Origin of the sequence: Bradyrhizobium sp. USDA 223, assembly GCF_044909005.1 — a bacterium.
GTDB classification, from domain to species: Bacteria; Pseudomonadota; Alphaproteobacteria; order Rhizobiales; family Xanthobacteraceae; genus Bradyrhizobium; species Bradyrhizobium yuanmingense.
Genome location: NZ_JBIYDR010000001.1, coordinates 7,441,226 through 7,467,457, shown reverse-complemented (window position 1 = coordinate 7,467,457; position 26,232 = coordinate 7,441,226). Strand labels below are relative to the sequence as shown.

24 protein-coding genes are annotated in these 26,232 nt (G+C 64.7%); 9 read left to right on the top strand and 15 right to left on the bottom strand.

What is annotated here, in order from left to right; translation table 11 throughout:
* Positions 1–4 precede the first annotated feature (4 nt).
* The 6 genes from ABIA40_RS34780 to ABIA40_RS34755 form a co-directional block, all read right to left on the bottom strand.
* A complete protein-coding gene (locus tag ABIA40_RS34780; RefSeq protein ID WP_035997612.1) occupies positions 5–1,204 on the bottom strand; it encodes an ABC transporter substrate-binding protein in 1,200 nt (399 codons plus the stop codon).
* An 81-nt stretch (positions 1,205–1,285) separates the two neighbouring features.
* Positions 1,286–3,124 carry an AMP-dependent synthetase/ligase gene (locus tag ABIA40_RS34775; protein WP_404545747.1) on the bottom strand — a complete coding sequence of 613 codons (1,839 nt, stop codon included), beginning with the start codon at positions 3,122–3,124 and terminating at the stop codon, positions 1,286–1,288.
* A gap of 95 nt (positions 3,125–3,219) precedes the next feature.
* A complete protein-coding gene (locus ABIA40_RS34770; RefSeq protein ID WP_404545745.1) occupies positions 3,220–4,008 on the bottom strand; it encodes an ABC transporter ATP-binding protein in 789 nt (262 codons plus the stop codon).
* 3 nt (positions 4,009–4,011) lie between these two features.
* Positions 4,012–4,770 (bottom strand): ABC transporter ATP-binding protein, encoded by a 759-nt coding sequence (locus ABIA40_RS34765; RefSeq protein WP_035997604.1) that lies wholly within the window; start codon positions 4,768–4,770, stop codon positions 4,012–4,014.
* A complete protein-coding gene (locus ABIA40_RS34760; protein ID WP_157283002.1) occupies positions 4,767–5,918 on the bottom strand; it encodes a branched-chain amino acid ABC transporter permease in 1,152 nt (383 codons plus the stop codon). The genes ABIA40_RS34765 and ABIA40_RS34760 overlap by 4 nt, the downstream gene beginning before the upstream one ends.
* Before the next feature lie 5 nt (positions 5,919–5,923).
* Complete coding sequence (locus tag ABIA40_RS34755) at positions 5,924–6,799, bottom strand: branched-chain amino acid ABC transporter permease (protein WP_036021277.1); 876 nt, start codon at positions 6,797–6,799, stop codon at positions 5,924–5,926.
* Positions 6,800–7,073: 274 nt separating this feature from the next.
* Between ABIA40_RS34755 and ABIA40_RS34750 the strand changes: the two genes are divergently transcribed.
* The 6 genes from ABIA40_RS34750 (at position 7,074) to ABIA40_RS34725 (ending at position 13,022) form a co-directional block, all read left to right on the top strand.
* The gene (locus ABIA40_RS34750; RefSeq protein ID WP_157283004.1) at positions 7,074–7,823 is read left to right on the top strand and encodes an ABC transporter ATP-binding protein; all 750 of its coding nucleotides are present in this window, start codon (positions 7,074–7,076) and stop codon (positions 7,821–7,823) included.
* Positions 7,820–9,349 carry a permease gene (locus tag ABIA40_RS34745; RefSeq protein ID WP_404545742.1) on the top strand — a complete coding sequence of 510 codons (1,530 nt, stop codon included), beginning with the start codon at positions 7,820–7,822 and terminating at the stop codon, positions 9,347–9,349. The genes ABIA40_RS34750 and ABIA40_RS34745 overlap by 4 nt, the downstream gene beginning before the upstream one ends.
* 91 nt (positions 9,350–9,440) lie before the next feature.
* Entirely contained in the window at positions 9,441–10,253 is an 813-nt protein-coding gene (locus ABIA40_RS34740; protein ID WP_404545740.1) for an MBL fold metallo-hydrolase, read from the top strand.
* 68 nt (positions 10,254–10,321) lie between these two features.
* Complete coding sequence (locus tag ABIA40_RS34735) at positions 10,322–11,266, top strand: EamA family transporter (RefSeq protein ID WP_157283010.1); 945 nt, start codon at positions 10,322–10,324, stop codon at positions 11,264–11,266.
* A 71-nt stretch (positions 11,267–11,337) separates the two neighbouring features.
* The gene (locus ABIA40_RS34730; RefSeq protein ID WP_157283012.1) at positions 11,338–11,859 is read left to right on the top strand and encodes a hypothetical protein; all 522 of its coding nucleotides are present in this window, start codon (positions 11,338–11,340) and stop codon (positions 11,857–11,859) included.
* A 110-nt stretch (positions 11,860–11,969) separates the two neighbouring features.
* A complete protein-coding gene (locus tag ABIA40_RS34725; RefSeq protein WP_157283014.1) occupies positions 11,970–13,022 on the top strand; it encodes an amidohydrolase in 1,053 nt (350 codons plus the stop codon).
* Between the two features lie 81 nt (positions 13,023–13,103).
* On the opposite strand, the gene ABIA40_RS34720 is transcribed toward ABIA40_RS34725, so the two are convergent.
* Positions 13,104–13,559, bottom strand: a complete 456-nt coding sequence (locus ABIA40_RS34720; RefSeq protein ID WP_036036523.1) for a cupin domain-containing protein — start codon at positions 13,557–13,559, stop codon at positions 13,104–13,106.
* A 237-nt stretch (positions 13,560–13,796) separates the two neighbouring features.
* Here ABIA40_RS34720 and ABIA40_RS34715 point away from each other — a divergent pair, with 237 nt between their 5' ends.
* Complete coding sequence (locus ABIA40_RS34715) at positions 13,797–14,351, top strand: hypothetical protein (protein ID WP_404545737.1); 555 nt, start codon at positions 13,797–13,799, stop codon at positions 14,349–14,351.
* Between the two features lie 189 nt (positions 14,352–14,540).
* Here ABIA40_RS34715 and ABIA40_RS34710 read toward each other — a convergent pair whose 3' ends face one another.
* Together ABIA40_RS34710 and pcaB are read right to left on the bottom strand one after the other, a co-directional pair.
* Positions 14,541–15,800 (bottom strand): aminopeptidase, encoded by a 1,260-nt coding sequence (locus ABIA40_RS34710; protein ID WP_035997576.1) that lies wholly within the window; start codon positions 15,798–15,800, stop codon positions 14,541–14,543.
* A gap of 113 nt (positions 15,801–15,913) precedes the next feature.
* Positions 15,914–17,275, bottom strand: coding sequence for a 3-carboxy-cis,cis-muconate cycloisomerase (gene pcaB / locus ABIA40_RS34705; protein WP_404545735.1), 1,362 nt, complete (start codon positions 17,273–17,275; stop codon positions 15,914–15,916).
* Positions 17,276–17,647: 372 nt separating this feature from the next.
* Between pcaB and ABIA40_RS34700 the strand changes: the two genes are divergently transcribed.
* A complete protein-coding gene (locus tag ABIA40_RS34700; protein WP_271545820.1) occupies positions 17,648–19,204 on the top strand; it encodes a winged helix-turn-helix domain-containing protein in 1,557 nt (518 codons plus the stop codon).
* Between the two features lie 43 nt (positions 19,205–19,247).
* Here the strand turns inward: ABIA40_RS34700 and ABIA40_RS34695 are convergent, their stop codons facing one another.
* The 4 genes from ABIA40_RS34695 to ABIA40_RS34680 all read right to left on the bottom strand — a co-directional run bounded on the left by ABIA40_RS34695 (position 19,248) and on the right by ABIA40_RS34680 (position 22,208).
* Positions 19,248–19,922 (bottom strand): hypothetical protein, encoded by a 675-nt coding sequence (locus ABIA40_RS34695; RefSeq protein WP_404545733.1) that lies wholly within the window; start codon positions 19,920–19,922, stop codon positions 19,248–19,250.
* An 89-nt stretch (positions 19,923–20,011) separates the two neighbouring features.
* Positions 20,012–20,725, bottom strand: a complete 714-nt coding sequence (locus ABIA40_RS34690; protein ID WP_271545824.1) for a hypothetical protein — start codon at positions 20,723–20,725, stop codon at positions 20,012–20,014.
* A 132-nt stretch (positions 20,726–20,857) separates the two neighbouring features.
* Positions 20,858–21,106 carry a hypothetical protein gene (locus ABIA40_RS34685; protein WP_271545826.1) on the bottom strand — a complete coding sequence of 83 codons (249 nt, stop codon included), beginning with the start codon at positions 21,104–21,106 and terminating at the stop codon, positions 20,858–20,860.
* Between the two features lie 136 nt (positions 21,107–21,242).
* On the bottom strand, positions 21,243–22,208 hold the full coding sequence (locus ABIA40_RS34680) for a nitronate monooxygenase family protein (RefSeq protein WP_271545828.1): 966 nt from the start codon (positions 22,206–22,208) through the stop codon (positions 21,243–21,245).
* A gap of 108 nt (positions 22,209–22,316) precedes the next feature.
* On the opposite strand from ABIA40_RS34680, the gene ABIA40_RS34675 reads away from it, so the two are divergent.
* Positions 22,317–23,879 carry an AMP-binding protein gene (locus ABIA40_RS34675; RefSeq protein ID WP_404545730.1) on the top strand — a complete coding sequence of 521 codons (1,563 nt, stop codon included), beginning with the start codon at positions 22,317–22,319 and terminating at the stop codon, positions 23,877–23,879.
* A gap of 374 nt (positions 23,880–24,253) precedes the next feature.
* Here ABIA40_RS34675 and ABIA40_RS34670 read toward each other — a convergent pair whose 3' ends face one another.
* Both ABIA40_RS34670 and ABIA40_RS34665 read right to left on the bottom strand, forming a co-directional pair.
* Positions 24,254–25,027 (bottom strand): thioesterase family protein, encoded by a 774-nt coding sequence (locus ABIA40_RS34670; RefSeq protein WP_271545830.1) that lies wholly within the window; start codon positions 25,025–25,027, stop codon positions 24,254–24,256.
* 22 nt (positions 25,028–25,049) lie between these two features.
* Positions 25,050–26,018, bottom strand: a complete 969-nt coding sequence (locus ABIA40_RS34665) for a nitronate monooxygenase family protein (RefSeq protein ID WP_036021244.1) — start codon at positions 26,016–26,018, stop codon at positions 25,050–25,052.
* Between the last annotated feature and the right edge of the window lie 214 nt (positions 26,019–26,232).

Genomic DNA, 26,232 nt, shown 5'->3' with positions numbered 1-26,232 from the left:
CGCATCAGAACATCAGATTGTCCTTCACCAGCACCCAGCGGCCGCCCTTGACCTGCTGCACCTGGGTGATGGTGTTGGCGAGGTGGTCGGTTTTGGAGAACTTGGTGGGCGGCGAGTTGAAGATGTCGAGGAATTTCTCGCCCGACTCGAGCGCATCGAGCATCTTCTGCCCGGTGAGATCCTTGCCGGCCTTGTTGGCGTAGAACGCAAACGTCATCATGGCATTGTAGCCGATGATGGCTTGCGTGTTGGCGTCGGCGTTGAACATCTTCTTGTAGTTGACGAGCCAATCCTTCACCTTGCCCTTGGCGGTGTCCTCATAAGGTATCTCGAAGCCGCTGGCGGCATAGAGACCCTCGACGGCGTCCTTGCCCAGCGCAGGAACCTCCATCACGTTCGTGGGGGTGGCCCCGAGGAAGGTGACGTCCCAGCCGAGCTTCTTGGCTTCGGTCATCGCCCCGATGGTCTCGCGCAGCACGGTGCCGAGCACGACGAGGTCGCAGCCATCTGACTTCATCTTGGCGATCTGCGCGCTGAAATCGGAGGCGCCGCGCTTGTAGCTCGTGATCGAGGCCGGCTGCGCCTTCATGGCGGTGAGCTGCTGATTGAAGCCATCGAGCACGTTCTTACCGTACTCGTCGTCCTGATGCATGATGCAGGGCTTCTTGAAGCCCTTCCACTCGATCATGTATTTCACCGCAGCCCGCGTGCTCTCGACATAAGGCAGCAAATTGTTGAACTTCAGGCGCTCCTGCGGCTTGGCCGGGTCGAACTTGAAGGTGAATTCGGCCGCCGTCAGCGGGAACAGCTGCAGGACACCGGCATCGAACAGGATGTCTTGCGCGGCGAGCACCGTCGGTGATCCCATCGGCCCCACCATCGCGAAGATCTTGTCGCGCTCGATCAGCTTTTGCGACGCCAGCACGGCCTTCTTCGGATCGTAGCCGCTGTCCTCGACGACCAGCCGGATCTTGCGGCCGTGAATTCCGCCGGCCGCATTGATCTCCTCGGCCGCCATCTTCATGCCGTTTGCGACCGGGACACCCCATCCCTTGATCGGACCCGATAGATCCTGGTGAGTGCCGATGACGATCTCGGTTGCCGAGATGCCCTCGTTGGTGACCTTGGTCTGCGCTGCGGCCGGCAGACAGGTGAGCACCACGGCACCCACAGCAAGGCCGAATGCGCTGAACGATTTCGACATTGACGTCTCCTCTCCTAAAGGCCCGTATTGCACGAAGGGCGGGGCCACAGCTCCTTCGCTTTCTCGAAATGGACCGACTCGTCACGCCACCGCACGCTCGCGATACATCGCCTCGATCTCGGCGGCGTAGCGCTTGTTCACGAAGCCGCGCTTCAGCTTCATGGTCGGCGTCAGCTCCTCGTCCTCGGGCGTGAGCTGGCGCTCGATCAGGTAGAACCTCTTGATGGTCTCGACGCGGGCAAAATTGCCGTTGACCTGCTCGATCTCGCGCCCGATCAGGTCCTGGATCTCCTTCGCCCGGCACAGGCTGGCATAATTGGTGAAGGGGATGTCGTGATCCTGGGCGAACTTCTCGACATTCTCCTGGTCAATCATCACGAGGCAGGTGAGATAGGGCCGCTTGTCGCCGATCACGACCGCGTCGGAGATGTAGGGCGAGAACTTGAGCTGATTCTCGATCTCGGACGGCGTGATGTTCTTGCCGCCCGAGGTGATGATGATGTCCTTCATACGGTCGGTGATGCGGACGAAGCCCTCATTGTCGATGGTGCCGACGTCACCGGTGTGCAGCCAGCCGCGGGAATCGATCGTCTCTGCGGTCTTCTCCGGCTGGTTCAGATAGCCCATGAACAGGAAGTCGCCCTTGATCAGGATCTCGCCGGCGGGCGACAGCGCGACCTCGCCCCAGGGCACCGCGGTGCCGACCGATCCGAGCTTGATCTTGTCCGCGGGCATCATGGTTGCGACCCCGCAATTCTCGGTCTGACCGTAGACCTCGTGCATGTCGATGCCGAGCGCCAGATACCAGCGGATCAACTCCGGTGCGATCGGGGCTGCGCCGGTGAACGCGATGCGGCAGCGGTCGAGCCCGATCATGCGGCGGATGTTGCGGAACGCGATCAGGTAGGCGATGCGGTTGGCGATGCGCAGCGACAGCGGCACCGCCCTGCCCTCGAGCCGGCAATCGACCATGCGGTAGCCGATGCCGATGGCGCGGCGATAGACCCATTGCTGCAGCGGCGTTGCATCCTTCAACGCGATGGTGATGGCGGAATAGAATTTTTCCCAGACGCGCGGCACCGCCAGAAAGGCGGTCGGCTGCACCTCGCGCAGATTGTCAGGCACGGTTTCCGTGCTCTCGGCAAAATTCATCACCGAGCCGAGCGCGACCGAGATGTAATAGCCGCCGATGCGCTCCGCGACGTGGCAGAGCGGCAGGAAGACCAGCCGGTCCTCGTCCTCTCGCGCGGGTATGAAGTCGTTGGCGTGCCGCATCTGGTGGGTGACGCTGCGGTTGGCGTGCATCGCGCCCTTGGGCGGACCGGTGGTGCCGGACGTATAGACGAGGATCGCGAGATCGCCGGCGCTGCGGCTGTCGATCATCTCCTGCCACAGCGCTTCGCGGCTGACCATGTGGTTGCGGCCGAGCGCGCGAAACTCGTCGAGCGACATCACCATGTCGTCGGAGAAACCGCTGAGGCCCTCCATGTCGAACACGATGATCTTCTGCAAGCTGGGGCACCGCGCGCGGCAGGTGAGAATCTTGTCGAGCTGCTCCTCGTCCTCGGCGAAGATCACCTTCGTGGCGGAGTCGTTGACGAGATATTCGACCTGGGACGAAGAATCTGTCGGATAGATTCCGCTGGAGACGCCGCCGGCGCACAATATGCCCATGTCGGCGTAGACCCATTCGGGCACGGCATTGGCGATGATGGAGGCGACCTCGCCGGGCATGAAGCCGACGGCGCGGAGCGCGTAGGCGATCTCTTTGGAGATCTCCAGCCATTCTCGCCAGCTCGTCGGCTGCCAGATGCCGAACTTCTTCTCGCGGATCGCCGGCCTGTCGCCCCGCGTCTCGGCGGCGCGCAAGAAGCTCTTCGCGATCGTATCAGCGACCGTCAGCACCGCCGGTCGGGCCATGCACCTCTCCTCCTTGTCGCCTTCCCTCCGCTGCCTGCCTTGCCGGCCGGTCTTTGCTCAACGTTGGGCAAGCTCATCTTACTGCCAGCTCGTCCTCACCGCCACGTCTTCTTCTTTTTCCAGCGCCGCTCGCCGCGCGCGCCGGCTTCCTTGGCGCCAAGGTAGAATTCCTGGATGTCCTGGGAATGCATCAAGCGGTCGCAGGTATCGTTCATCACGATACGGCCGATCTCCAGCACATAGCCGTAATGGGCGGTTTCCAGCGCCACCTTGGCGTTCTGCTCGACCAGCAGGATCGACATGCCCTGCTCCTCGTTCACCCGGCGGATGATGGTGAATATCTCCTTTACCAGCAGCGGCGACAGGCCGAGCGAGGGCTCGTCGAGCAAGAGCAGCGTCGGCCGGTTCATCAGCGCGCGCCCGATCGCGAGCATCTGCTGCTCGCCGCCGGAGAGCTGGCCCGCCGGCTGGTTGGTGCGCTCCTTCAGGCGCGGGAAATAGCCGTAGACGCGCTCCATATCCTCCGCGACGCCGTCCCGATCCTTGCGTGGATAAGCACCCATCATCAGGTTCTCGCGCACCGTGAGAAACGGGAACACCTCGCGCCCCTCGGGCACGTGGCTGAGGCCGAGGCGCACGATGCGGTCGGCCTCCATGCGCTGGATCGGCTTGCCCATGAACTCGATCGAGCCCTTCTGCGGATCGAGGATGCCGGAGATGGTCTTCAGCACGGTGGTCTTGCCGGCCCCGTTGGCCCCGAGCAGCGTGACGATGCGCCCGCGCGGCACCTCCAGCGAGATGCCGCGGATCGCCATGATCGGCCCGTAATAGCTCTCGATGTTGGAGAGCTTGAGGATGATATCCTGGGGCGCAGCGGCATCCATCGGTCAGGCTCCCAGATACGCGGCGACGACGTCGGGGTGCTGCTGCACTTCAGCGGGCGAGCCCATCGCCAGCACCCTTCCGTAGTTCAGTGCGATGACGCGATCGGAGACCCGGTTGACCAGCGACATGTCGTGCTCGACCATCAGCACGGTGATACCGAGCTCGGTCCTCATGTCCCGAATCCAGAACGACATGTCGCCGGTCTCCTCCACGTTGAGACCCGAGGACGGCTCGTCCAGCAGGATCAGCTTCGGCTCCGAGCATAGCGCGCGCGCCAGCTCGATCACCTTGCGCACGCCGTAAGGCAGGCCCGAGATCAGCTTGTCGCGATAGGGTTCGAGGTCGAGGAATTCGATGACCTGCTCGACCCGGCGGCGGTGAACCTTTTCGTTGGCTCGCACGCTCGGCAGGAACAAGAGCTCCTGCCACAGCTGCGTGGTCGAATGGCGGTGGCGGCCGACCAGAAGGTTCGACAGCACGGTCGCGTTCTCGAACAGCTCGATGTTCTGGAAGGTACGGGCGATGCCGAGCTTGGCGATGTCGTAGGGCGGCTGCTCGGTGATGTCCTGGTCCTCGAAGAAGATGCGGCCCGAGGTCGGCCGGTAGATCCGCGAGATCAGGTTGAAGATCGAGCTCTTGCCGGCTCCGTTCGGCCCGATGATCGAGAGGATCTCGCCCTTCTCCACCGCGAACGAGACCGCATCGACCGCCTTGAGGCCGCCGAAATGCAGCGACAGGTTCTCGGCGCGGAAATAGCTCATCGATTGCGCTCCGACTTCACGTAGATCTTCTGCCGCTTGAAGGTGGCGCGCTTGTAGAGCGGGAACAGCTGGAAGAAGAGCTTGATCTTGAGCCAGCGGCCGTAGAGCCCGAGCGGCTCGAACAGCACGAATAGCACGATGATGATGCCGTAGATCGCGCCCTTCAGGCCGTTGAGCGAGGCGAAGGCCGCGACCTTCGCCTCGATATTGCCCGCAGTCGCCGTGCCGGCGCCGAATGTCGCGGCAATGCCGGCGATGATGCCGGGCATGTCGTCCTTGAGATAGGTGAGGAACGGGTCGATCATCACGATGAAGATCGCGCCGAGCACGGCGCCGTGCAGGCTGAAGGTGCCGCCGATCAGGATGACGATGATGAACTCGATCGAGAGCTGAAGCGTGAACATCTCCGGCGAGATGAAGGAGAGCTTGTGCGCGAAGAGGACGCCGGCAAAGCCGGTGATCGCGGCCGAGATCGCGAACGACTTCACCTTGTAGAGCGCGACATTGACGCCCATGCTGCGCGCCGCCGTCTCGGAATCGCGGATTGCGACGAACGCGCGGCCCGTCGGCGAACGCAGCAGATTGAGCGTGCCGACGATGGTCAGCACCAGCACGGCGAGGCAGAGGTAATAGAAGGTCGGGCTGTCTCGCGGCACGGCGACGCCGAGCAGCGAGAGCGTCTTGACCCGCATGCCCTCGTTACCGTGGGTAACGCTTTCCCACCGCGCCAGGATCTCCTCCACGATCAGGGCAAACGAGATGGTGGCGATGACAAGATAGATGCCGGTGAGGCGCAGCGCCGGAAAGCCGACCATCGCGCCGATGATGCCGGTCAACAGCCCGGCGGCGAGGAAGTAGACGGGGAACGGCACGTTGTATTTCTGCAAGTACGCCGCCGTGTAGGCGCCGATCGCGAGGAACGCCGCGTGCCCAAGCGAGGCCTGGCCGGTGAAGCCGGTCAGAATCAGCAGCGCCACGCCGACGATCGCATAGATGCAGACGAAGACGAGCTGGCTCATCAGATAGCTGGAGAGCACGTGGGGCGCGATCAGCAGCAGCGCGAGCAGAACGCCGTAGGTGACGACGTAGCCCGAATGCGGGAACAGCTTGATGTCGTCCTCGTAGTCGGTCTTGAACAGGAAGCGCATGGCGTTCAGACCTTCTTGCGGACGTGGAGGCCGAACAGGCCCTCGGGCTTCAGCAGCAGCACGGTCAGCAGCACGATGTAGGGCGCGGCGTCCTTCCAGCCCTCGGGCAGGTAAAAGCCGGCCATGCTCTCGATCACGCCGATCAGGACGCCGCCGACCACCGCGCCCGGGATCGAGCCGAAGCCGCCGAGCACGGCGGCGGGAAATGCCTTCAGGCCGAGCACGAGGCCGACATTGGAGTGGATGAAGGTGATCGGCGCCAGCAGCACGCCGGCGCAGGTCGCGACCGCCGCGCTGATCGCCCAGACCACCGCCACCACGCGCTTGACCGGAATGCCCATGTAATAGGCCGCCAGCATGTTCTCGGAGCTGGCGCGCATCGCGGTGCCGAGCGTGGTCTTGTTGAAGAACAGCCAGAGCAGGGTGCACAGGATCATCGTCGCTGCGATCACCGAGAGCTTGTCGTAGGCGAGCACCAGCGAGCCCATGCGCAGCACGCCCTGGCTGAACGGCGTCTCGATCTTCAGGTCGTCGGTGCCCCAGATCATCCCGGCGACCGAACGCAGAAAATAGCCGAGACCGATCGTGACCATGATGATGGAGAACTGGGGATAGCCGAGGATCGGCCGCACGACCACGCGCTCGGCCAGCATGCCGAACAGCGCCATGGCGGCGACCGCACCGGCGAAGCCGATCCAGTAGTTCAGGCCCATCATGCCGATGAAGGTGAAGGCGAAGAAACCGCCCAGCATCATCAGATCGCCCTGGGCAAAATTGACGACTTCGGTGGCCTTGTAGACGAGCACGAAGCCAAGCGCGATCAGGCCGTAGACGCAGCCGAGCGCAACACCGCTGACCAGCTGCTGAACGAAATCCAGCATTGACGCGCGTCCTCCCCGATGCAACCGGCGTTCTTCGAGGCCGCCTTGCCGCATCTTGTGTCCAGTCGCTACGCAGTCGTTTCGCCGCATTAGCGCCATTTGTCCGGAATCAATTCAGCCTGAACGCCCGCGCGCTGTCAACAAACGGTGACTTGTCGGGATGCCTTGCCTTTAGTCCAATCCGGTTGGCGGAATTTGCGGCAGTGCGATTCACGGCGCCGAAACATCTTCGGGTCATGGTCGCGGGCGATGCAAACCGGATGGTGTGGCCGTCATGAAGCCGGACAACTCGGCCCTGGAAGTCCGAGGATTAACGAAGCGTTTTGACCGTCTGGCGGTCGACAGCCTCGATCTCACCATTCACGCCGGCGAATTCTACGCGCTGGTCGGCCCCAATGGCGCCGGCAAGACCACCACTTTACGCATGGTTGCGGGCCTGCTCAGGCCCGATGCCGGCGCCGTCTCGATCTTCGGCATCGATGCCCTCCAAGACCCCGTCGCCGCCAAGCAGGTGATGGCCTGGGTCTCCGACGAGCCCATGATCTACGACAAGCTCACCCCGCTCGAATATCTCGAATTCGTCGCGGGCCTCTGGGGCATGGCGCCGTCGATCGCGCAACCGGCCGCCGAGGAACTGCTCGATTCGCTCGGCCTCGAGGCGCACCGCCACGAGCGCTGCGAGGGCTTTTCCAAGGGCATGCGCCAGAAGGTCGCCCTCGCAGGGGCGCTGGTGCACGATCCCCGCCTCATCATCCTCGACGAACCCTTGACGGGGCTCGATGCGGTCTCCGCCCGCCATGTGAAGGGCCTGCTCAGCGCGCGTGTCCGCGCCGGCTGCACCGTCATCATGACCACGCATATCCTCGAAGTCGCCGAGCGCATGGCCGACCGCATCGGCGTGATCGCCTCCGGCCGCCTGGTCGCGGAGGGCACGCTCACCGAGCTGCGCCACCAGAACGGCCATGCCGACACCAGCCTGGAAGATCTCTTCATCGCGCTAGTGACGCTTCAGGAAGCGGCATGAGCTCGGCCACCGCGCTGTCCTGGTTTGCCCGCCACGAGCTGCGGCTCGCCTGGCGCGAATGGCTCGCCATGATGACGGGCGGGCGGCGCAAACGGGCGCGCGCCGCAATGATCGGCCTGATGTGCTTCGCCGCGCTGCTCCACCTGCCGGCCTGGGCGGTGATCGGCCGTTTCGCCGACCTGCAGTTGCCGCTCGACAAATCCTCTCTGATCGTGATTTCGGCGACGATCTTTCTCGCCTGGACCTTGATGCTGTCGCAAGCGATCGAATCCGTGACGCGGGTATTCTACGCCCGCGCCGATCTCGACCTGATCATGTCCTCGCCGGCGCGGCTGGCCAATCTGTTCTCGGTCCGCATCGCCGCGATCGCGCTGACCGTCACCGTGCTGGCGCTGCTGTTCTCGACGCCCTTCATCGACGTTCTGGTGATCGGCGGCGGCGCACGCTGGCTGGCGGCCTTCGGCGTCGTCATTGCGATGGGCCTGTCCGCGGCGGCGATCGCGATCGCCGTCACCATTCTCCTGTTCCGGTTGATCGGCCCGGCGCGGACGCGCCTGATAGCACAGATCCTCGCCGCCATCATCGGTGCGGGTTTCGTGATCGCGCTTCAGGTCGCCGCGATCATGTCCTACGGCACGCTGTCGCGCTTCACCATGCTGACCTCGGGCAGCGTTGCCGCCTACGCCCCCGACGTCGACAGCATCTGGTGGTGGCCGGCGCGGGCCGCGATGGGCGACAGCGAGGCGCTGGCGCTGCTTCTCGCGCTCGCGCTGGTCATGCTCGGCGGCGTGATGGCGATCTTCTCGCACCGCTTTGCCGACACCGCGATCGATGCGGCGGCCTACGCCACGTCGGGCCGCGTCCGTGCCAAGGAGCGCCCGTTCCGCCGCGGATCGCGCCAGCAGGCGCTGCGGCGCAAGGAGTTCATGCTGCTGTGGCGCGATCCCTGGCTGATCTCGCAGACCTTGATGCAGCTGCTCTATCTGGTGCCGCCGGCGCTGCTGCTCTGGCGCAATTTCGCCGACAGCTCCGCGGCGCTGACACTGATCACACCCGTCATCGTGATGGCGGCCGGACAGCTCGCCGGCGGGCTCGCCTGGCTGACGATCTCGGGCGAGGACGCGCCCGACTTGGTCGCGACCGCGCCCTTGATGCCGTCCGGCATCATCCGTGCCAAGATCGAGGTGGTGCTGATCGCGATTGCCGCAATCTTCGCTCCGCTGCTCGCGGCGCTGGCCATTGCCTCGCCATCCCAGGCCGCAATCAGCGCGGTTGCGATCGTCATTAGCGCGGCCTCGGCGACCGCGATCCAGCTCTGGTTCCGGGTGCAGGCAAGGCGCAGCCAATTCCGGCGCCGGCAGACGTCCTCGCGGCTTGCGACCTTCGCCGAGGCCTTCTCCTCGATCGGCTGGGCCGCCACCGCCGCACTGCTGCTCGCCCTGCCACTGGCCGGCCTCATCAGCGGCCTGATTACCGCTAGCCTTGTCGCGGTCACCTGGAAGTTCAGCCCGAAGCGCGAGCAATAGGTGCGACACTGACGCGCTGTTGATCGCCCCCCATTGGCGAGGCTCCGCATTGCACGCTAGACTTCGCCGCGAAGTCATCGGGGACGGATCCATGCGGCGACTGGTTTTGGCGGCTATCGCGCTGTTCGGCGTATTCCTGACCCCTACCTTGGCCCAGCAGCCACTGCGCAGCGAATGCCTGGCGATGGCCAATGCGGCGCCGCGGATCATGCCGGTCGTCTTCAGGCAGGCTGCAGCTGCGGCCGAGGTCGAGATCACCTATGCCGGCCACTCCACTTATTTCATCGACACGCCCGCCGGCTTGCGCATCGCGACCGACTATAGCGGCGCCTACCAGGTCGGGCGACTGCCCGATGTCGTCACCATGAACCGGGCGCACAGCACCCATTACACTCTCTTTCCGGACAAGCGCATTCCCCACGTGCTGCATGGCTGGAGCGAAGACGGCAAGCCGGCGATCGTGTCGCAGCGCATCAGCGACACCTTCATCCGCAACGTCACCACCGATATCCGCCGCTATTTCGCCGACGATGCCGGCAGCGACATGATCCGCGACGGCAATTCCATCTTCATCTTCGAGGCGGCCGGCCTCTGCATAGGCCATCTCGGCCACCTGCATCACAAGCTCGACGACAGCCATTTTGCGCAGATCGGGCGGCTCGACATCGTGATGGTGCCGATCGACGGCACCTATACCATGTCGCTCGACGGCATTTCCGAGATCACCAAGCGGCTGCGCGCCTCCGTGGTGCTGCCGATGCACCGCTTCGCCACCCCGCTCGACGACTTCATGCGCCGGATCGGCCAGCAGTTCGAGATCGACCGGCGCGTCGAGCGCTCGTTCCGGATGTCGCGGGATACGCTGCCGACGAAGCCGACGGTGATCATCCTCGACGGGGTCTGACTCAGAACCGGAACGCATCACCCGTCAACGACTTGGTTGCTCCAAGACCCACCTCAGTCGGAGCAATCATGAGCAGACGGTTCCTGGTCATCGGCTCGTTTGCGGCCATCTATCTCCTGTGGGGTTCCACCTATTTCGCCATCACGCTGGGCTTGCAATCGATACCGCCGTTTCTGCTGATGGCAGTTCGATCGTTATGCGGCGGCATGATCTTGCTCGCCTTCAGCGGCAGGCATGTCGCGAATACCCCGGGCCGGACATGGTTGCAGGCAGGCCTTTGCGGGCTGCTTTTCTTCGTCGGCTGCCACGGCGTTCTCGCCTTCGCACAACAATCGGTTCCGTCCGGCGTGGCCGCCATCGTGCTCGCCACGATTCCGTTCTGGATCCTTCTGGCGGACACGCTCTTTCCGGGCGATCAGCGCCCGCGACCGATCGCGCTGCTCGCGCTCATCCCCGGCTTCGTGGGCGTCGGGCTCGTGGCATGGCAAAATGCCCAGCAGGCCGGCATCAGCATGCTTCCGATCGTCTGGCTGCTCGCGGCGGCGCTGTCGTGGTCGATCGGCACCGTGCTGTCGCGCAGCATGTCGCATCAAGCATCCGCGATCGCGCTGTCGGGCATGCAGCTATCGATCGGGGGCGCCGTGTTGTTCGCGATCAGCTGGCTGACGGGCGAACTGGAGAGCTTTAGACCGAGCGAGGTCTCGATGACGTCCGTTGCAGCAGCACTTTGGCTGATCGTCTCCGGCAGCGTGATCGGCTTCGCCGCCTACAATTGGCTGCTCGAGAATGTCTCGACCTCCCTGGTCTCGACCTACACATTCGTCAATCCGGTCATCGCGGTGCTGCTCGGCACCCTCGTGCTCGGAGAGCCGTTCTCTCGCATGATGCTCGTGGGCGCGAGTCTCGTCATTGTCGCCGTTGTCGCCATCTGGCGTGCTGAGAGCTCGAGCAATCGGTCGACGCAGGCGGAGGCCGATCGTCCCATGAGACATCTGTCGCTGCGCAAGACCTGACGACCGACGGCAATTTTCTCCAAGTCGCCCGCGGCTCATCCGTGCTGAATCCTCCGCAGCAGGAGAGCAACATGAACGACTTTGCGAGACTTCTTCACGCCAGCGCACCGCATCCCGAGCACGCGGCCGCGCTTCAGCTCTACGGCCGTTTCGTCGGCGACTGGGACGCCGAGATCACCGCCTTTGGACCGGACGGCAGAAGCCACACCGCGCCGGGCGAAATCCATTTCGGCTGGGTGCTGGAAGGCCGTGCGGTGCAGGACGTCTGGATCATTCCCCGGCCGGCGGGCAGCGCAGCCTTTCCGATCGCCGGCAATTGGTACGGCACCACGCTGCGCGTCTACGATCCGGCCATGGATGCGTGGCGGATTTCCTGGTTCGATCCGGGCCGCCGTGTGTTCCGGCAGCAGATCGGCCGTCCCCGCGGCGAGGACATCGTGCAGGAAGGCACGACCGAATCCGGCGAGCTGACGCGCTGGAGCTTTACTGAGATTACCGGGGACTCCTTCCTCTGGCGTGGGGAGGTCAAGCCGGCCACGGCAGCGGACTGGCGGCTGATGGTCGAAGTGAGAGCGAGACGGCGGACGGGCTGACGAGCATACCGCATTGCTCGTGATGATGGGTGCGGTTGCGCAAGGCGCGCTGCTGCATGCGGAAATGAGGTGCTAGGCTCCCGACACAAAACATCAGGGAGCGAAGGCCGATGGCAGCAAGCGGTGTGCCCGCCAACACGAGCGGGCTGTTCGTCGATCCGCGTGAGGACTGGCTCGCGCTGCATCGGGAGGAGATCATCGATCCCTTGCGGCCGATCGTCGATCCCCATCACCATCTGTGGAATCGCGGGCACCGCTATCTGATCGAGGAGATGGCCGCCGACATCGCCTCCGGCCACAACGTCATCGCCACCGTCTATGTCGACTGCCGCTCGATGTACCGCGCGCATGGGCCGGAATCATTCCGCCCCGTGGGCGAGGTCGAGTTCGCCAACGGCGTCGCCGCCATGAGCGCGAGCGGTGGCTACGGCAAGGCCGCGATCTGCGCCGGCATCGTCAGCCATGCCAACCTGCTGCTCGGCGACGCCGCGAAGGGCGTGCTGGAAGCCGAGATCGCCGCAGGCAACGGCCGCTTTCGCGGCATCCGGCATTCTTCGGCCTGGGACGAAGATCCTGTCGTCGCCGGCATGTATGCGAAAAGGCCGAAGGGATTGTTGCAGGACCCGACCTTCCGCAAAGGCTTTGCCTGTCTCGCCCCCCTCAAGCTCAGCTTCGATGCCTGGCTGTTCCACCCGCAGATCGGTGAGCTCACGGCGCTGGCGCACGCCTTCCCCGACACCAGGATTGTGCTCGACCATTGCGGCGGCCCGGTCGGAACCGGCCGCTTCGCGGGCCGGCGCGAGGAGGTGTTTGCGCAATGGCGCGCCTCGATCCGGGAGATCGCGACATGCGAGAACGTGGTGGTGAAGCTCGGTGGTCTCGCGATGTGCCTGCTTGGTTACGACTTCCATTTGCGCGAGAGGCCGCCGACATCCGAGGAGCTGGCTGCGGCCTGGCGGCCCTATGTCGAGACCTGCATCGAGGCGTTCGGCCCGAAGCGCGCGATGTTCGAAAGCAACTTCCCCCCGGACAAGGGCCAGTGCAGCTACCAGGTGATCTTCAACGCCTTCAAGCGTATCACTTCAAAGCTGAGCGAGGCCGACAAGACGGCGTTGTTCTCGCAGACCGCGATCGACGTCTACCGGCTCGAGCTGCCGTCATGATGAAAAGAGGGGCCGGGACCTTGATCCCGACCCCTCTTCGTCGTGGCCGCTGGGAAGCGTCCTTGAAACCCTGGTGTCCGCTTAGCCGGCGCCCATCAGCGAGGCCGGACGGCGCTCGCCGGTGGAGGCGAACATCTTCTTCAGCTTGTTGACGACGCGGATCAGGAAACCGATCATCACCGGATTGGTCTTGCGGCAGAAGGCGATCTTCTTGACGTGGCCTTCGACATGCCATTTGGCATGCGCGCCGTCGCGGAAGAAAATGACGTCGCCGGGGCCGTAGCGCTTGGGCGGCATGCCGTCGCTCTCGAGCACGATCGATCCTTCCATGATCATGATCGTCTCGTCGATGTCGTAGTACCAGTTGAAGCGGCCTTCGGTGCAGTGCCAGATGATCGTCTGCGCGGTGCCGTCCGCGCTGGTCGACAGGACGCGGGAGCGGGATACCGGATTGCCCTCGATGATCCAGGACGGCTCGATCGGCCGCAGCTCGAGGTCCACATTGCAACTACCGATTTCAATCAATGTGCGCGACATCTGCTTCCCCAGAAGATATAAATATGAATGGCCGGGTCTCGGCCCGGATTGCTTCGAAAGAAGTTGGGACGCTAGTAGGCTGCTTTTAATTCTTTCTTACATGGTACTCGACAATCAGCCCCGAGTTGCGGGTGCGATACGGTTAACGTCACGATTTCCTCTGCGAATTCGCACACATGAACCTAGCTTGTCCGGGGTGCGACAAAGTGCGCGAAGTCTTGGGAAGGAGCCGCACCGATGCCCCTCACGCCGGAGATTCTGACAGCCAACAGCGAGGTCGTCGCCAGGCTCCGCAGTCTCGACGTCTCCTTCGAACCGGACGAGGAGCCCTGGTTCACCATCGACGGCATCGAAAGCCCGCGGCACATCGACAGTGACGGCTCCGGCAGCGCGTTCGTGCTGCTGCCGTCACAGAATGTGCTCTATGTCTCGTCAGAGGGCCGCGCGGGCATCATCGCGGAAAGTTTCGATGCATTGATCCAGCTTGTCGTTGCCCGTCCTTACTGGCGCGACATCCTCAAATTCTCCGGGGGCGGCGACCTTGCAGAGATGCGCCGCGCGGCGGATGCGCTGGAGGCAAGGCTCCAAGACGAGGATGACGTCAGCGAGGCCCGTGAACAAATCCGCGGCGCGCTCGCGCTGGCGGACGCGGACGATCCGGTTGGCGCGCTCTACGAGGCGGTGGCGGCGTCCGACGCGATCGTGCGGGCCACCGACGGCAGCCCGTTCACGACGCTGTTCAACCGCTTCAGCATCGACAATAGCCCGACCCTGCGCAACGCGGCGGCGTGAGAGAGCACTTGACGTGAGTCTAATGAAGTCTATCGGCCGACCCTTACCTCTCCCCAGCGGGGAGAGGTCGGATTGCGCAGCAATCCGGGTGAGGGGCCGCAGCATGACGTGAGGCTGTAACCCCTCACCCGAATCGCATCTTTCGATGCGATCCACCTCTCCCTACGGGAGAGGTGGACCACGTCTAGATTACGACTTCGCCCATTCGCCCTTGCGGAAGACGGGCACCTTGCTGCCGTCGGCCAAGATGCCGTCGATGTCGGTCTCGGCCGAGCCGATCATCCAATCAATATGGATCAGGCTCTGGTTGCCGCCTTGCGCCGCGATCTGCTGCGGCGTGAGCTGGGCACCGTTGACGAAGCATTTCGAATAGCACTGGCCGAGCGCGATGTGCGAGGCCGCGTTCTCGTCGAACAGCGTGTTGTAGAACAACAGCCCGCTCTGCGAGATCGGCGAGGAATGCGGCACCAAGGCCACTTCGCCGAGGCGCCGCGCGCCCTCGTCGGTATCGAGCACCTTGTTCAGCACCTCGGCGCCGCGCGAGGCCTTGGCGTCGACGATCTTGCCGTCCTCGAACCGCACCGCGATGTTGTCGATCAGCGTGCCCTGATAGGACAGCGGCTTCGAGCTCACGACGTGGCCGTAGACGCGGCGGCAATGCGGCGTGGTGAAGACCTCTTCGGTCGGGATATTGGCGTTGCAGCTGATGCCGTTCTTGGACAGCGAGGCGCCGCCTTCCCATTCGTGGCCGTCGGCAAGGCCGATGGTGAGATCGGTGCCGGGACCCGAGTACTGAAGCGCGCGGAAACGCTGGCCGTTGAGCCAGTTGGTGCGCTCGCGCAGCACCGCATTGTGGCTCGCCCAATTGCTGATCGCGTCCTCGCGATCGACACGGGACGCGGCGAAAATCGCGTCTGCGAGCTTGCCGACCGCAACGTCCTCGGGATCGTTCGGGAACACCAGCTTCGCCCAGGACGCGCTCGGATAGGCGATGATATTCCAGTTGGTGTCGAAATTGACGATCTTCTCCAGCGCAGGCTGATAGGCCATCGAATTGGCCTTGCTGGCGCGCGCCACCTTGGAAGGATCCTCGCCCGACAGCAACATCGGGTTGTCGCCGACGATGGCGAGCCGTGCAGTGTTGTCGGAGAACGCCTTGGCCATGCCCTCGTAGAGCCAGCCGGCGGCACGATCGAAACTGTTGTCGTGGCCGTGGCGGTAGCGCGCCAGCGTCATCTCCTCGTCCGACAGGATCGGCGTCACGAGGCCAGCGCCGGCCTTGTAGGCATGCACGGCGATCCGCCGCACCAGCGGCAGCGCGATCGCGGGCGCCGTCAGAAGCAGATCCTGTCCCGGCCGCAAGCCCAGGCCCACTTTCACCGCCACCTCGGCCAGCCGGTCGAGCTTCGCCGGATCGATGGGAGTGGAAGGATTGCGTTGATCAGTCATACCGGGCCCTCTGCCGAAAGTCGCTCACTCAATTTAAGTCTAGCATCGCGGGGCACAAGTATGCGAGCGTCTTGCGCCCTTGGAAAGATACGCAGTTTCACGCATTTTGGTTTTCAACGCGTTGCTGATGCCAGCACCCGGTCGACCATGGCGGGCGCAAGGCCGAGGTAATTTTTCGGTGAAGTGAGCGCCTCGATTGTGGCACGATCGATGCGGCTCGATATCCGTGAATCTGCGGATAGCGCGTCAGCAAGGCTCATTCCCCTCTCGTTGGCCTGACGGCAGGCGTCGTAGACGACGTCGTGCGCCTCCTGCCGGCCGATCTGCGGGGCGAGGCCCATCATGACCGCTTCGGCCACAATCAGGCCGCGGCTGATGGCGAGATTGTCGTTCATCTTCGCCTCGTCCACGATGAGGCCCCCAAGCGCGAACTTCGCCTGATGCAGCGCGCCGGCGGTCAGCACGAAGCTTTCCGGGATCGCCATCCATTCCGCGTGCCAGGGGCCGGTGGCACGCTCGAAATCCTGCACCATGGCGTCGAGCATCAGGCCGGCGTGCTGGCGCACCGCCTTGGAGGCCGCAAGCATCAGCTCCGAGGAGATCGGGTTGCGCTTCTGCGGCATGGTCGAGGAGGCGCCGCGCCCCTTGACGAAAGGCTCATAGACCTCGGCGAACTCGGTCGAGGCCATCATCATGATGTCGAGCGCGATCTTGCCGAGAGAGCCGGTGACGAGAGCAAGGAAGTTAACGGCTTCGGCAAAGCCGTCGCGCGCGACGTGCCAGGTCGAGGCGGGAACGCCGAGCTTCAGCTCGGTGCAGAGCGCTTCCTGCACCTCGAACCCCCTGTCGCCGAGCGAAGCCAACGTACCGGCCGCACCGGCGAACTGGCCGACCAGCACGCGCGGCTTCAGCTGCGCCAGCCGCTCGGCATGGCGGTCGAACATCGCGAGCCAGATCGCGGACTTGTAGCCGAAGGTCACCGGCAGCGCCTGTTGCAGATGGGTGCGGCCCGCCATCGCAGTGTCGCGATGGCGCTTCGACAGATCGGCGAGGATCTTGCGCAGCTCGGCGATGTCGCGTTCGACGATCTCGAGCGCGGCACGCAGTTGCAGCACGACGGCGGTGTCCATGATGTCCTGCGTGGTGGCGCCCCAATGCACGTAGCGGCCCGCCTCGCCGCATTGCTTCACCATCTGATGCACCAAAGGCAGGATCGGGTAGCCGACGACATCGGTCTCGTGCCTGAGCAGATCGAAATCCAGCGCGCCGATGTCGGTCCGCGCCGCGATCGCTGCGGCCGCCTCCTGTGGGATCACACCGCACTTCGCCTCCGCCTTCGCCAGCGCCACCTCGACCTCGGCATAGCGTGCGACCGTCGCGACGTCCGAGAACACCTCACGCATCTCAGGCGTGCCGAAAGCGTCGCGAAACAGCAGGGAGTCGAGCACAGTGGTGGCGGCGGGGAAAGCAGGCATGGACACTTCTTCTGGGTTGGTGTTTTCTGTCGGTGTACCTTACGTACGCAGGGCAGATCGGCAAAGGGCATTCGCCGTTGTGCGCGACACTAAAACGGCATTCCCGCGCAATGGCGAAGCCGTTGTCGCTGAGAGGGCCTGCGCTACGCTCCCGCGCTCCAGGATGACGGTGCTGGAGGGGCGACCTGATCTCGTCGCCAGATTTACACCGCAACATTCTAGCTGCGGATGTATTCCCCCTCGGAAAACCACATGGCTGCAATCACGCGATTGCGATGAACCAAACGCCCCCTTCGGTAGACACACGATCTTTCGACCCAAATTTCATTTTGTTTGTTTGCCCGATTTCGCAATGAGGCCCGAGTTTTCGACGTGCAGTTTCTGTTCCGGGACCACCTTCTGGATACCGACCGGCGCGAGCTGAGCCGCGAGCAGGTTCCCATTGCCGTGGAGCCGCAGGTTTTCGACCTCGTCGTCCATCTCATGCAGAACCGCGACCGGGTCGTCAGCAAGGACGAGTTGATCGACAAGATCTGGCACGGGCGTAGCGTCTCCGAATCCACCCTGACCAGCCGGATCAACGCGGCGCGCAAGGCGATCGGCGACGATGGCGCGAGCCAGTCGCTGATCCGTACCATCACGCGCAAGGGTTTTCGCTTCGTCGGCGACGTCCAGACACAAATCGGCGCGGTCGCGCCGGAGCCGGTCCGGATCGCCCCGTCCCAGGCCACCTTCGGGCTGCCGGAGCGGCCCGCGATCGCCGTGCTGCCCTTCACCAATATGAGCGGCGAGGTCCAGCAGGATTATTTCTCCGACGGTATCAGCGAGGACATCATCACGGCGCTGTCGAAGCTGCGCTGGTTCTTCGTCATCGCCCGCAACTCCTCCTTCGTCTACAAGGGCCGCGCCGTGCACATCCACGAGGTCGCGCGGGAGCTCGGGGTGCGCTACGTGGTCGAGGGCAGCGTGCGGCGGAGCGGCGAACGGGTGCGCATCTCGGCCCAGCTCAACGACGTCTCGACCGGCAGCCATCTCTGGGCCGAACGCTACGACCGGGAGCTCGCCGACATCTTCGCCGTGCAGGACGAGATCACGGAAGCGATCGTCGCCGCCATCGAGCCGCAGCTCTATGCTGCCGAAAGCTTCCGGGCCCAGCAGAAGCCGCCGGGCAGCCTGGATGCATGGGACCTCGTGATGCGTGCGCTGTCGCATTATTGGCGCATCACCCGCGAGGACAATGCCGCCGCGCAGAAGCTGCTGGAAGAAGCGGTGGCGGTCGATCCCGCCTATGGCAAGGCGCTCGGCCTGCTCGCGACCAGCCATATGTTCGGCGCACATATGGGCTGGGCCGACATGGCGGCGACCGTGCCGGTCGCCGAACGTGCGGCGCTCGCTGCCGTGGAGGCCGATCGCGAGGATGCCTGGGCCCATCACGGCCTTGCTTACACCTATCTGTTCCGCCGCCGCTTTGACGACGCGCTGGCTGAATTCGAGCTGGCCCTGCGGCTCAACCCGAATTTCGCGATGGCGCATGCCTTCCACGGCGTGACGCTGTGCTATGCCGGACGATGGCAGGACGGCGATGCCGCCGCCCGCCGCGCGCTGCGGCTGAGCCCGCGCGACCCGCTCGCGGCGATCTATTGCGGGGTTGCGGCCTATGCTCGGTTCGTCGGCCGCGACTACGCGGGCGCCGTGCAGATGGCTCGGGAATCGATGCGCCAGCGCGGGGATTTCGTCGGCGCCCACCGCGTGCTGACGGCCGCCGCCGGCATGCTCGGCGATCCCGCCCTCGCGGCATCCGCCCTGGAAGGCCTACGCCGCGCCCAGCCCGAGGTCTCGCTTGCCTGGATCACGCGCGAGCTGCCGATGCTGCGGGAAGAGGATCGTACGCACTATCTCGAGGGGTTGCGGCGCGCCGGAATGACGTGACGGTCGCTGGCGCGACTGCTCCGCTTGATCCCCGCTTCAGGTGCTAATCGTCGTCAGGCCCAAACAGCCTGATCTGCGGGAAGCCGCCGCGCGACCGCCCCGCGTAATCGCGCGCATCGGAATCCTCGCGAATGTTACGCGCGACGTCATCCCAATCGGTGCGGTCGCGCATGCCGCGCGGCTCGCGGGACTCGTAATAATAGCGGCGCTCGGCCCAGCGCTCGCGACGCTCGGCGCGGCGCCGTTCGGACGCGACGCGCTTCACATCGGAATCCCTCGCCTTGGCATAGGCGTTCGGTGAGGACGACGGCTCGGTCGAGGCCTGCTGCTCGGCAGGCTTTGCGGCCTGTGGCGCAGCGGCGGGCTTGGGCGGCTCGACTGCAGCGGCTTGCGAAGGTTGCGGCGCCGGTGCGACATTCGCCTGCGTAGTTGGCGTGTCGGGTTTTGCGGGTTCAGGCTTTGCTTCGGCCTGTGCGGGCGCGGCGATCATCGCGCCAAAGGCTTGTGAGCCGGTGAGATAGTTCACACGCTCGGAGGGAGCGTTGGTGCTGGCCGGCGTGGGAGTTGCCGCGCGCTGCGCCATCTTGCTGGTGTCCGGCCCCTGCTTGGACTCAACCGGGTTCATGATGTTGCCGGCAACGATGCCACCACCGAGACCAATGGCGATGGCCGCGATGATGGTTCCTGCACCGACAAAATAGGCTGTCGAGGCGCGCATTCATCCACTCCCTCTTTGGAGCGGGCAACGCCTGGGGATTGCCAGATGTTCCTGATATGCCGCGGCTCCTCGACGAGGAACCGCGTGCATCAGATCTGCTGCGCGACCTTCTCGAGCCCGATGAGGCGAGCGAGCTTGCGCACTTCTTCCTTCTGGTCGTCGCGAAGCTGGAACAACAGCGGCATCGCGGCCGACTTCAACTGCTGCACCTCGTCGCAATTCGGATCGATCTGCGCGCTGGGCGGCGCATTCGGATTCGACAGCCTGTTCGCCTGGATCTTGCGGGCGACGTTGCGCAGCGCCGTCTCGACCGAGGGCCAGTAATATTCCTGGGACGAGGAGAGTTTCAGGCGATCCCTGATGCCCGCGATCTGCACGTCGGACAGCAGCGAATAGGATTTTTGCGGCTGCGGCTTGGCGACGACTTTCGGCTTGGCTGGAACTTCGATGGCCGGAACCTCGGTCGCGGCGGGCGCCTCGTGCGCGCTCGGCTTCGGCATCGGGAAATCGGATGGCGTGGCGGCGGCGAAGGCCTGACGCAGCGGCTCGGTCAGGGCCGGTGCCTGCGCCAGCTTGTCGGCGGCAACCTGGACCGGCTCGATCGCGGCCGAGGCCAGCGCGAGCGTCGGAACCAGACGGTCGGCTTTGGCGGCGCGGTTGGTTGCGAGCGGCTTGGCCGGGGGGGTCTCGGCGATCATCGCGGCGCTGACGCTGGGAACGCTGTCGCGGCCGAGGATGGCGGTGGTGGCGGCGCCGAGGACGAGGAAACAGGTCAGCGCGACGATGGTGATGGCTTTGGACAAACGTCTCTCCGCGTCCGACTTCAAGTCCACGTGATCACTGCCCGGAAACTGGGCGATAATTAAGGCTGAACCGTGCCATCGCGGCGGCAATCGCGCGGACTACGGCGACATCGCCTGGAAACCCCAAGGAAATCAGGCCGCTGCCGCGAGGTCATAGGCCTCCTGGATGTCGGCGACGATCTCCGAGGCTTCCCAGACCGCGCGCGGCTCGACCGATTGCAGCGTCACCGTCCAATTGCCGCCGCGGCGAGTCCGGGGGACGCTGACGATATCAAACCGGACGTTGCGGCACAGCGGGTGGCGGGCCAGCGCATGGGCGACGCGGACGCGAATCTCGTCCAGGGTCGCAGCCGTTTTGCCGTTGAGATAATTGAAGTCCATCGCCTGTCCCTCTCGTCCTGATTGGCGGCCACAAGAGGGATTCTTGGCTGGCGATGGTTAATCCGCTGTTAAGTGGGACGGGCCGGATGGATGCGGGATTAACCCTGCCCGATCCCCTGTGGGAGAGGCGACGACGCTACCGCCCACCCGCCTCCCGATATTCGGCGATGGTCTGCGCAACGAGATCCTCGACCGCGAGCACATCGGTGACACCCGAGGTCGAATGCCCGCCGCTCCAGATATCGCGCCAGCGCTTGGGGCGGCTGTCGCGGGCGGCGACGTCGATATCCTCAGTGATATTGATCGCGCCGCGCGCCGGCAGATTGTCGGGATCGAGCCCGGCGGCCGCGATCGATGGCCTCAGCATGCTGGTCTGCAAGCCCGTGAACGCGGTGGTGAGCAAGATGTCGTCGGCGCTGCTCTCGATCAGCATCTGCTTGTGACGCTCGTCCGCCATGCTCTCACGCGTCGCGATGAACTTCGTGCCCATATAGGCGAGATCGCAGCCGAGCACTTCGGCGGCACGCAGCGCGCGACCGTCGCTGATTCCGCCCGCGAGCACGATGATGCCGTCGTAGAATGCGCGCACCGCACGGACGAAGGCGAACGGGTTGAGCCAGCCGGTCTGGCCGCCGGCACCGGCAGTGAGCAGGACCAGCCCGTCCGCCCCCGCTTCCGCGGCGCGTTCGGCATGGCGGATCGAGGCCACGTCCGCCAGCACCAGCGCACCGGCGTCGTGCAGCGGCTTCAAGACTGGCGCGGGCGAGCCGACCGACGTGATGACGATCTCCGGCTTGTGCCGCAGCAGCATGGCGAGATCCTGCTCCAGCCGCGCATTGGAGCGGTGGACGATCAAGTTCGGGCAAAGTGGCGCTGCCTTTCGCCCGGTTTGATCTTCATGCTGCCGCAGCCGCAGCTTGATTTCGGTGAGCCATTCATCGAGCTGTTCCGCGCCACGGCAATTCGCGGTGGGAAAGCTGCCGATCACCCCGTTGCGGCAGGCTGCGACCATGAGCTCGACGCCCGATACCAGAAACATCGGCGCCGCGATCAGCGGCAGAGCAAGACGATCGCGGAAGCGTTGCAGTCGATCCGATGGCATGCATGCCTCCCTCGCGCGGGCTTTGTAGTTTCCTCCCGCAGTCTCTGTGCTAGCGTCGTCAGCAACATTGGCACGCCACAAGCCGGTGACAAAGCAACGAGGAAACATATGCCTGATCCGCTCCACGCATCATCCCCGGCTTGTGCGCAGACGCTACGGGCGCTGTCGCGCTATCCCGACCGCATTGCTTTCGCCTGGCCCGAGGGATCGCTGGGCTATCGCGGGGCCATCGACCTGATCGGACGGATCCAGGGCGTGTTCATGCGGCTCGGCTTGCAGCCCGGCGCCCGCGTCGCCTTCCTCACCGCGAACCGCGCCGACAGCTGGTGCGCCGGCGTCGCCGCCCAGTTGGCCCGCCTCTGCATCACCTGGCTCCACCCTCTGGGCTCGCTGGAGGACCAGCTGTTCCAGCTCGAGGATTCCGAAGCCGAGATGCTGGTGGTGGATGCGGCCGCCTTCCGCGACCGCGGCGGCGAGCTCGCCGCGAAGGCCGGCCGGCTCAAGGCGGTCTTCACCATGGGACCGGCCAGCTACGGCGTCGATCTGCTGGCGGCGGTCGAGAGTGCGGGGCACGCCAGCGCACAGTGCCTCGCCGGCTCCGACGATCTCGCCACACTGAACTACACCGGCGGCACCACCGGAAAATCCAAGGGCGCGTTGCGCTATCACCGCGAAAATGCCGGCGCAGCGGGCGCGATCCTCGCCGACTTCGAGATCCCCGAGGCTGCGCGCTACCTCACGGTCGCGCCGATCAGCCATGTCGCGGGCACGAAGGTGCTGCCGACCCTGATGCGCGGCGGCACCGTGCACATGCTGAAAGGCTTCGATCCCGAAGCCGTGCTGTCAACGATCGCACGCGAGCGCATCAACTTCACGCTGTTCGTTCCGACCATGATCTATGTGCTGCTCGATCAGCCCGCGCTCGGCAAGACCGACCTCTCCTCGCTCGAGCTCGTGCTCTATGGCGCCTCCGCGATGTCGCCGAGCCGACTGCTGGAGGGCATCGAACGCATCGGCCCTGTGTTCTCGCAGCTCTACGGACAGACCGAGTGCTATCCCGTCTCGGTGCTGCGCAAGGCCGATCACGATCCCAAGCGGCCGGAGCTGTTCCTGTCCTGCGGCTTCCCGATCGCGGCCTGCGAGGTCAAGATCCTCGACGACAACGACCAGGAGGTGAAGACGGGCGAGGCCGGCGAGATCTGCGTGCGCGCGCCGCATGTGATGGCGGAGTACTGGAAGCGGCCCGACATCACCGCCGAGACGCTGAAGAACGGCTGGGTCCACACCGGCGACATCGCACGTCAGGACGAGCGCGGCTACATGTTCATCCTCGATCGCAAGAAGGACATGATCGTCACCGGCGGCTTCAATATCTTCCCCCGCGAGGTCGAGGACGTGCTGTCGCAGCACGCGGACGTGGCGATGGTCGCGGTCGTCGGCATTCCCGACGAGAAATGGGGCGAAGCCGTCACCGCCATCGTCGTCCCGCGCGAAGGGACGAAGCCCAATCCGGACGAGCTGATCAACCTGGTGAAGACGCGAAAGGGCTCGGCGCATGCGCCCAAGCAGATCCAGTTCGTCAAGCAATTGCCGATGACCGGCGTCGGCAAGGTCGACAAGAAGGTGCTACGCGCGGGCTTTTGGAGCGGGCGGGACCGGATGGTGGGGTAAATACTCCGGAATTCTACGGTGTCGTTGTTGCTTCGGCACCACAGCCCGCAACGGAGTCTGCGACGGCGACGCCCGCGCAATTGCCGGCGAATCAGGGAATCAACTAGACCGCTGACGGGGCTGGGAAGCGGAGAGTGAAATGAGAGTCGCTTCCCTGGAAAGTGCAGTCGCCGCGATCACGTTGATCACGGCCATCATCGTGGTGCTGTGGGGGATCAAGATCTTCTACGGTGTGTGAACTGGCAGGATGCCCTGGTCGAACACGACCTTGCATCCCTTCCGCGGCGGCGGAAGCCTGCCGTTCAATCCCGCGATGCGCAAGATAGCTCTCACACTATCGGTGTCATCGCCCGGCTGATCGCACATAGCGCCTCTCACCGCTTCTCGATCACGAGGCTCTGCACCGCGCGGCCGAAATAGCCCTGGCGGTCGGCGAGGCGTGACATCGCAAGGCCCGCGCCGTCGGGGCCGATCCAGGAATCGCCGTCGAGCAAAATCCACTCGCCGACCGGCTGGCGCGCAAAGCTCACGGTGAGGTCGGCGTTGATGTAGGTCCAGGCGCGGAAATCGAGCGTCGAGGCGGTGCCGTTGGAGAAGTCGGCGGCGACCACGGCGCGCATCGCCTGCGAGACGGCCTCGCCTTCGATCAGCGGATGGTCGACGCGAAACCAGATCGCGCCGGCGCCGGCCTGGCCGAAGCGGCCGCGCGCGGCGCGCATCGAGACCGATCGCACGAACGGACTGGTGGCGGCGTGACCGTCCTCGACCAACGAATCCTCCGGCGAAGGCAACGTGACCGGAAGTTCCTCGACCTCGTCGGGCAGCGTCAGCGCCTGGCGCCTGATCTTGAGCACGGTGGCGCCGACCACCTGCACGCCGTCGGCGAGCAGCTTGATCCCGCAGAGCTGGATCTTGCGGCCCTCGCGCAAGATTTCGGTCGCGATCGTGAGCGGCGCCACCGGTACCGGGCGCATCAGATCGATGGTCACGCGCGCGATATCCATCGGCACCGCCGCAGGGATGCGCTCAGCCGCCCATGTCACCAGCGATGCCGGTGCCGAGCCGTGCTGCATGCGCCGGTCCCAGGGGCCGGCTGCATCGGGGCTGGTGACGACGTCGTTGCCGTCGACGCGGTAGATGGGGGGCATGCAGCACTCGATCTGGGTGCGATCACAACGGCGGATCGATCGCTTCGTCGTATTCCTTCTTGAAGCGCGCGATCAGCTCGGCCGCCGGCACGACCTTGTCGATGCTGCCGATGCCCTGGCCGCTTCCCCAGATCTCCTTCCAGGCCTTCGGCTTGGCGCGCTCGCCGGAGGCGTCGGTGCCGAAGTTCATCTTGGAGGGATCGGACGTCGGCAGATTTTCGGGGTCCATGCCTGCGGCCAGGATCGAGGGCTTCAGATAGTTGCCGTGCACGCCGGTGAAGAGATTGGAATAGACGATGTCGTCGGCGCTCGAGCCCGCGATCATCTCCTTGTACTTCTCGACCGCATTGGCCTCCTTGGTCGCGATGAAGGCCGAACCGATATAGGCGAAGTCGGCCCCCAGGATACGCGCGGCGCGGATCGCCTTGCCATTGCCGATCGCACCCGACAGCGCGATCGGACCGTCGAACCATTTTCGCGTCTCGGCCACGAAGGCCAGCGGCGAGATGGTGCCGGCATGGCCGCCGGCGCCGGCCGCGACCAGGATCAGGCCGTCGGCGCCCTTCTCGATCGCCTTGTGCGCGAACTTCTGGTTGATCACGTCGTGGAAGACGATGCCGCCCCAGCCGTGCACGGCCTGGTTCAGCTCCTCGCGGGCGCCGAGCGAGGAGATGATCATCGGCACCTTGTACTTGGCGCAGAGCTGCATGTCGTGATCGAGCCGGTTGTTCGACTTGTGCACGATCTGGTTGACCGCGAACGGCGCCGACGGCCTGTCGGGATGGGCGCGGTCATAGGCCGCGAGCTCTTCGGTGATCCGCGCCAGCCATTCGTCCAGCAGCTCCGGCGGCCGCGCATTCAGCGCCGGAAACGAGCCGACCACACCCGCCTTGCACTGCGCGATCACGAGATCGGGCACCGAGATGATGAAGAGCGGCGAGCCGATCACGGGGATCGACAGGCGCCCCTTGAACAAGGCAGGCATGGACATTGCGGTACGATCCTCTCAGCCGGTCAAGTTGAAGTTGGGAGCCATACCAACAAGGCAATCTTTCCACTGTCAAGTATTGCGTTTTGGCGCCGCAGCGGAGGCCATTGCCGCAATTCCAAGCAGCGGAATTCCTCACCCGTCATTCCGGGGCGAGGCGGAGCGTCGAGCTATGATGCGCGATTGCGCATCAGAGAATCCGTCGGGCGTCAGCACG

Bases quoted from the DNA above. Each gene is read 5' to 3' on its own strand.
- ABIA40_RS34765 (WP_035997604.1), bottom strand. From the start codon at position 4,770: ATGAGCTATTTCCGCGCCGAGAACCTGTCGCTGCATTTCGGCGGCCTC.
- ABIA40_RS34775 (WP_404545747.1), bottom strand. From the start codon at position 3,124: ATGGCCCGACCGGCGGTGCTGACGGTCGCTGATACGATCGCGAAGAGC.
- ABIA40_RS34695 (WP_404545733.1), bottom strand. From the start codon at position 19,922: ATGCGCGCCTCGACAGCCTATTTTGTCGGTGCAGGAACCATCATCGCG.
- ABIA40_RS34750 (WP_157283004.1), top strand. From the start codon at position 7,074: ATGAAGCCGGACAACTCGGCCCTGGAAGTCCGAGGATTAACGAAGCGT.
- ABIA40_RS34675 (WP_404545730.1), top strand. From the start codon at position 22,317: ATGCCTGATCCGCTCCACGCATCATCCCCGGCTTGTGCGCAGACGCTA.
- pcaB (WP_404545735.1), bottom strand. From the start codon at position 17,275: ATGCCTGCTTTCCCCGCCGCCACCACTGTGCTCGACTCCCTGCTGTTT.
- ABIA40_RS34725 (WP_157283014.1), top strand. From the start codon at position 11,970: ATGGCAGCAAGCGGTGTGCCCGCCAACACGAGCGGGCTGTTCGTCGAT.
- ABIA40_RS34680 (WP_271545828.1), bottom strand. From the start codon at position 22,208: ATGCCATCGGATCGACTGCAACGCTTCCGCGATCGTCTTGCTCTGCCG.
- ABIA40_RS34760 (WP_157283002.1), bottom strand. From the start codon at position 5,918: ATGCGCTTCCTGTTCAAGACCGACTACGAGGACGACATCAAGCTGTTC.
- ABIA40_RS34780 (WP_035997612.1), bottom strand. From the start codon at position 1,204: ATGTCGAAATCGTTCAGCGCATTCGGCCTTGCTGTGGGTGCCGTGGTG.
- ABIA40_RS34730 (WP_157283012.1), top strand. From the start codon at position 11,338: ATGAACGACTTTGCGAGACTTCTTCACGCCAGCGCACCGCATCCCGAG.
- ABIA40_RS34670 (WP_271545830.1), bottom strand. From the start codon at position 25,027: ATGCCCCCCATCTACCGCGTCGACGGCAACGACGTCGTCACCAGCCCC.
- ABIA40_RS34665 (WP_036021244.1), bottom strand. From the start codon at position 26,018: ATGTCCATGCCTGCCTTGTTCAAGGGGCGCCTGTCGATCCCCGTGATC.
- ABIA40_RS34735 (WP_157283010.1), top strand. From the start codon at position 10,322: ATGAGCAGACGGTTCCTGGTCATCGGCTCGTTTGCGGCCATCTATCTC.
- ABIA40_RS34685 (WP_271545826.1), bottom strand. From the start codon at position 21,106: ATGGACTTCAATTATCTCAACGGCAAAACGGCTGCGACCCTGGACGAG.
- ABIA40_RS34715 (WP_404545737.1), top strand. From the start codon at position 13,797: ATGCCCCTCACGCCGGAGATTCTGACAGCCAACAGCGAGGTCGTCGCC.
- ABIA40_RS34755 (WP_036021277.1), bottom strand. From the start codon at position 6,799: ATGCTGGATTTCGTTCAGCAGCTGGTCAGCGGTGTTGCGCTCGGCTGC.
- ABIA40_RS34745 (WP_404545742.1), top strand. From the start codon at position 7,820: ATGAGCTCGGCCACCGCGCTGTCCTGGTTTGCCCGCCACGAGCTGCGG.
- ABIA40_RS34720 (WP_036036523.1), bottom strand. From the start codon at position 13,559: ATGTCGCGCACATTGATTGAAATCGGTAGTTGCAATGTGGACCTCGAG.
- ABIA40_RS34710 (WP_035997576.1), bottom strand. From the start codon at position 15,800: ATGACTGATCAACGCAATCCTTCCACTCCCATCGATCCGGCGAAGCTC.
- ABIA40_RS34770 (WP_404545745.1), bottom strand. From the start codon at position 4,008: ATGGATGCCGCTGCGCCCCAGGATATCATCCTCAAGCTCTCCAACATC.
- ABIA40_RS34740 (WP_404545740.1), top strand. From the start codon at position 9,441: ATGCGGCGACTGGTTTTGGCGGCTATCGCGCTGTTCGGCGTATTCCTG.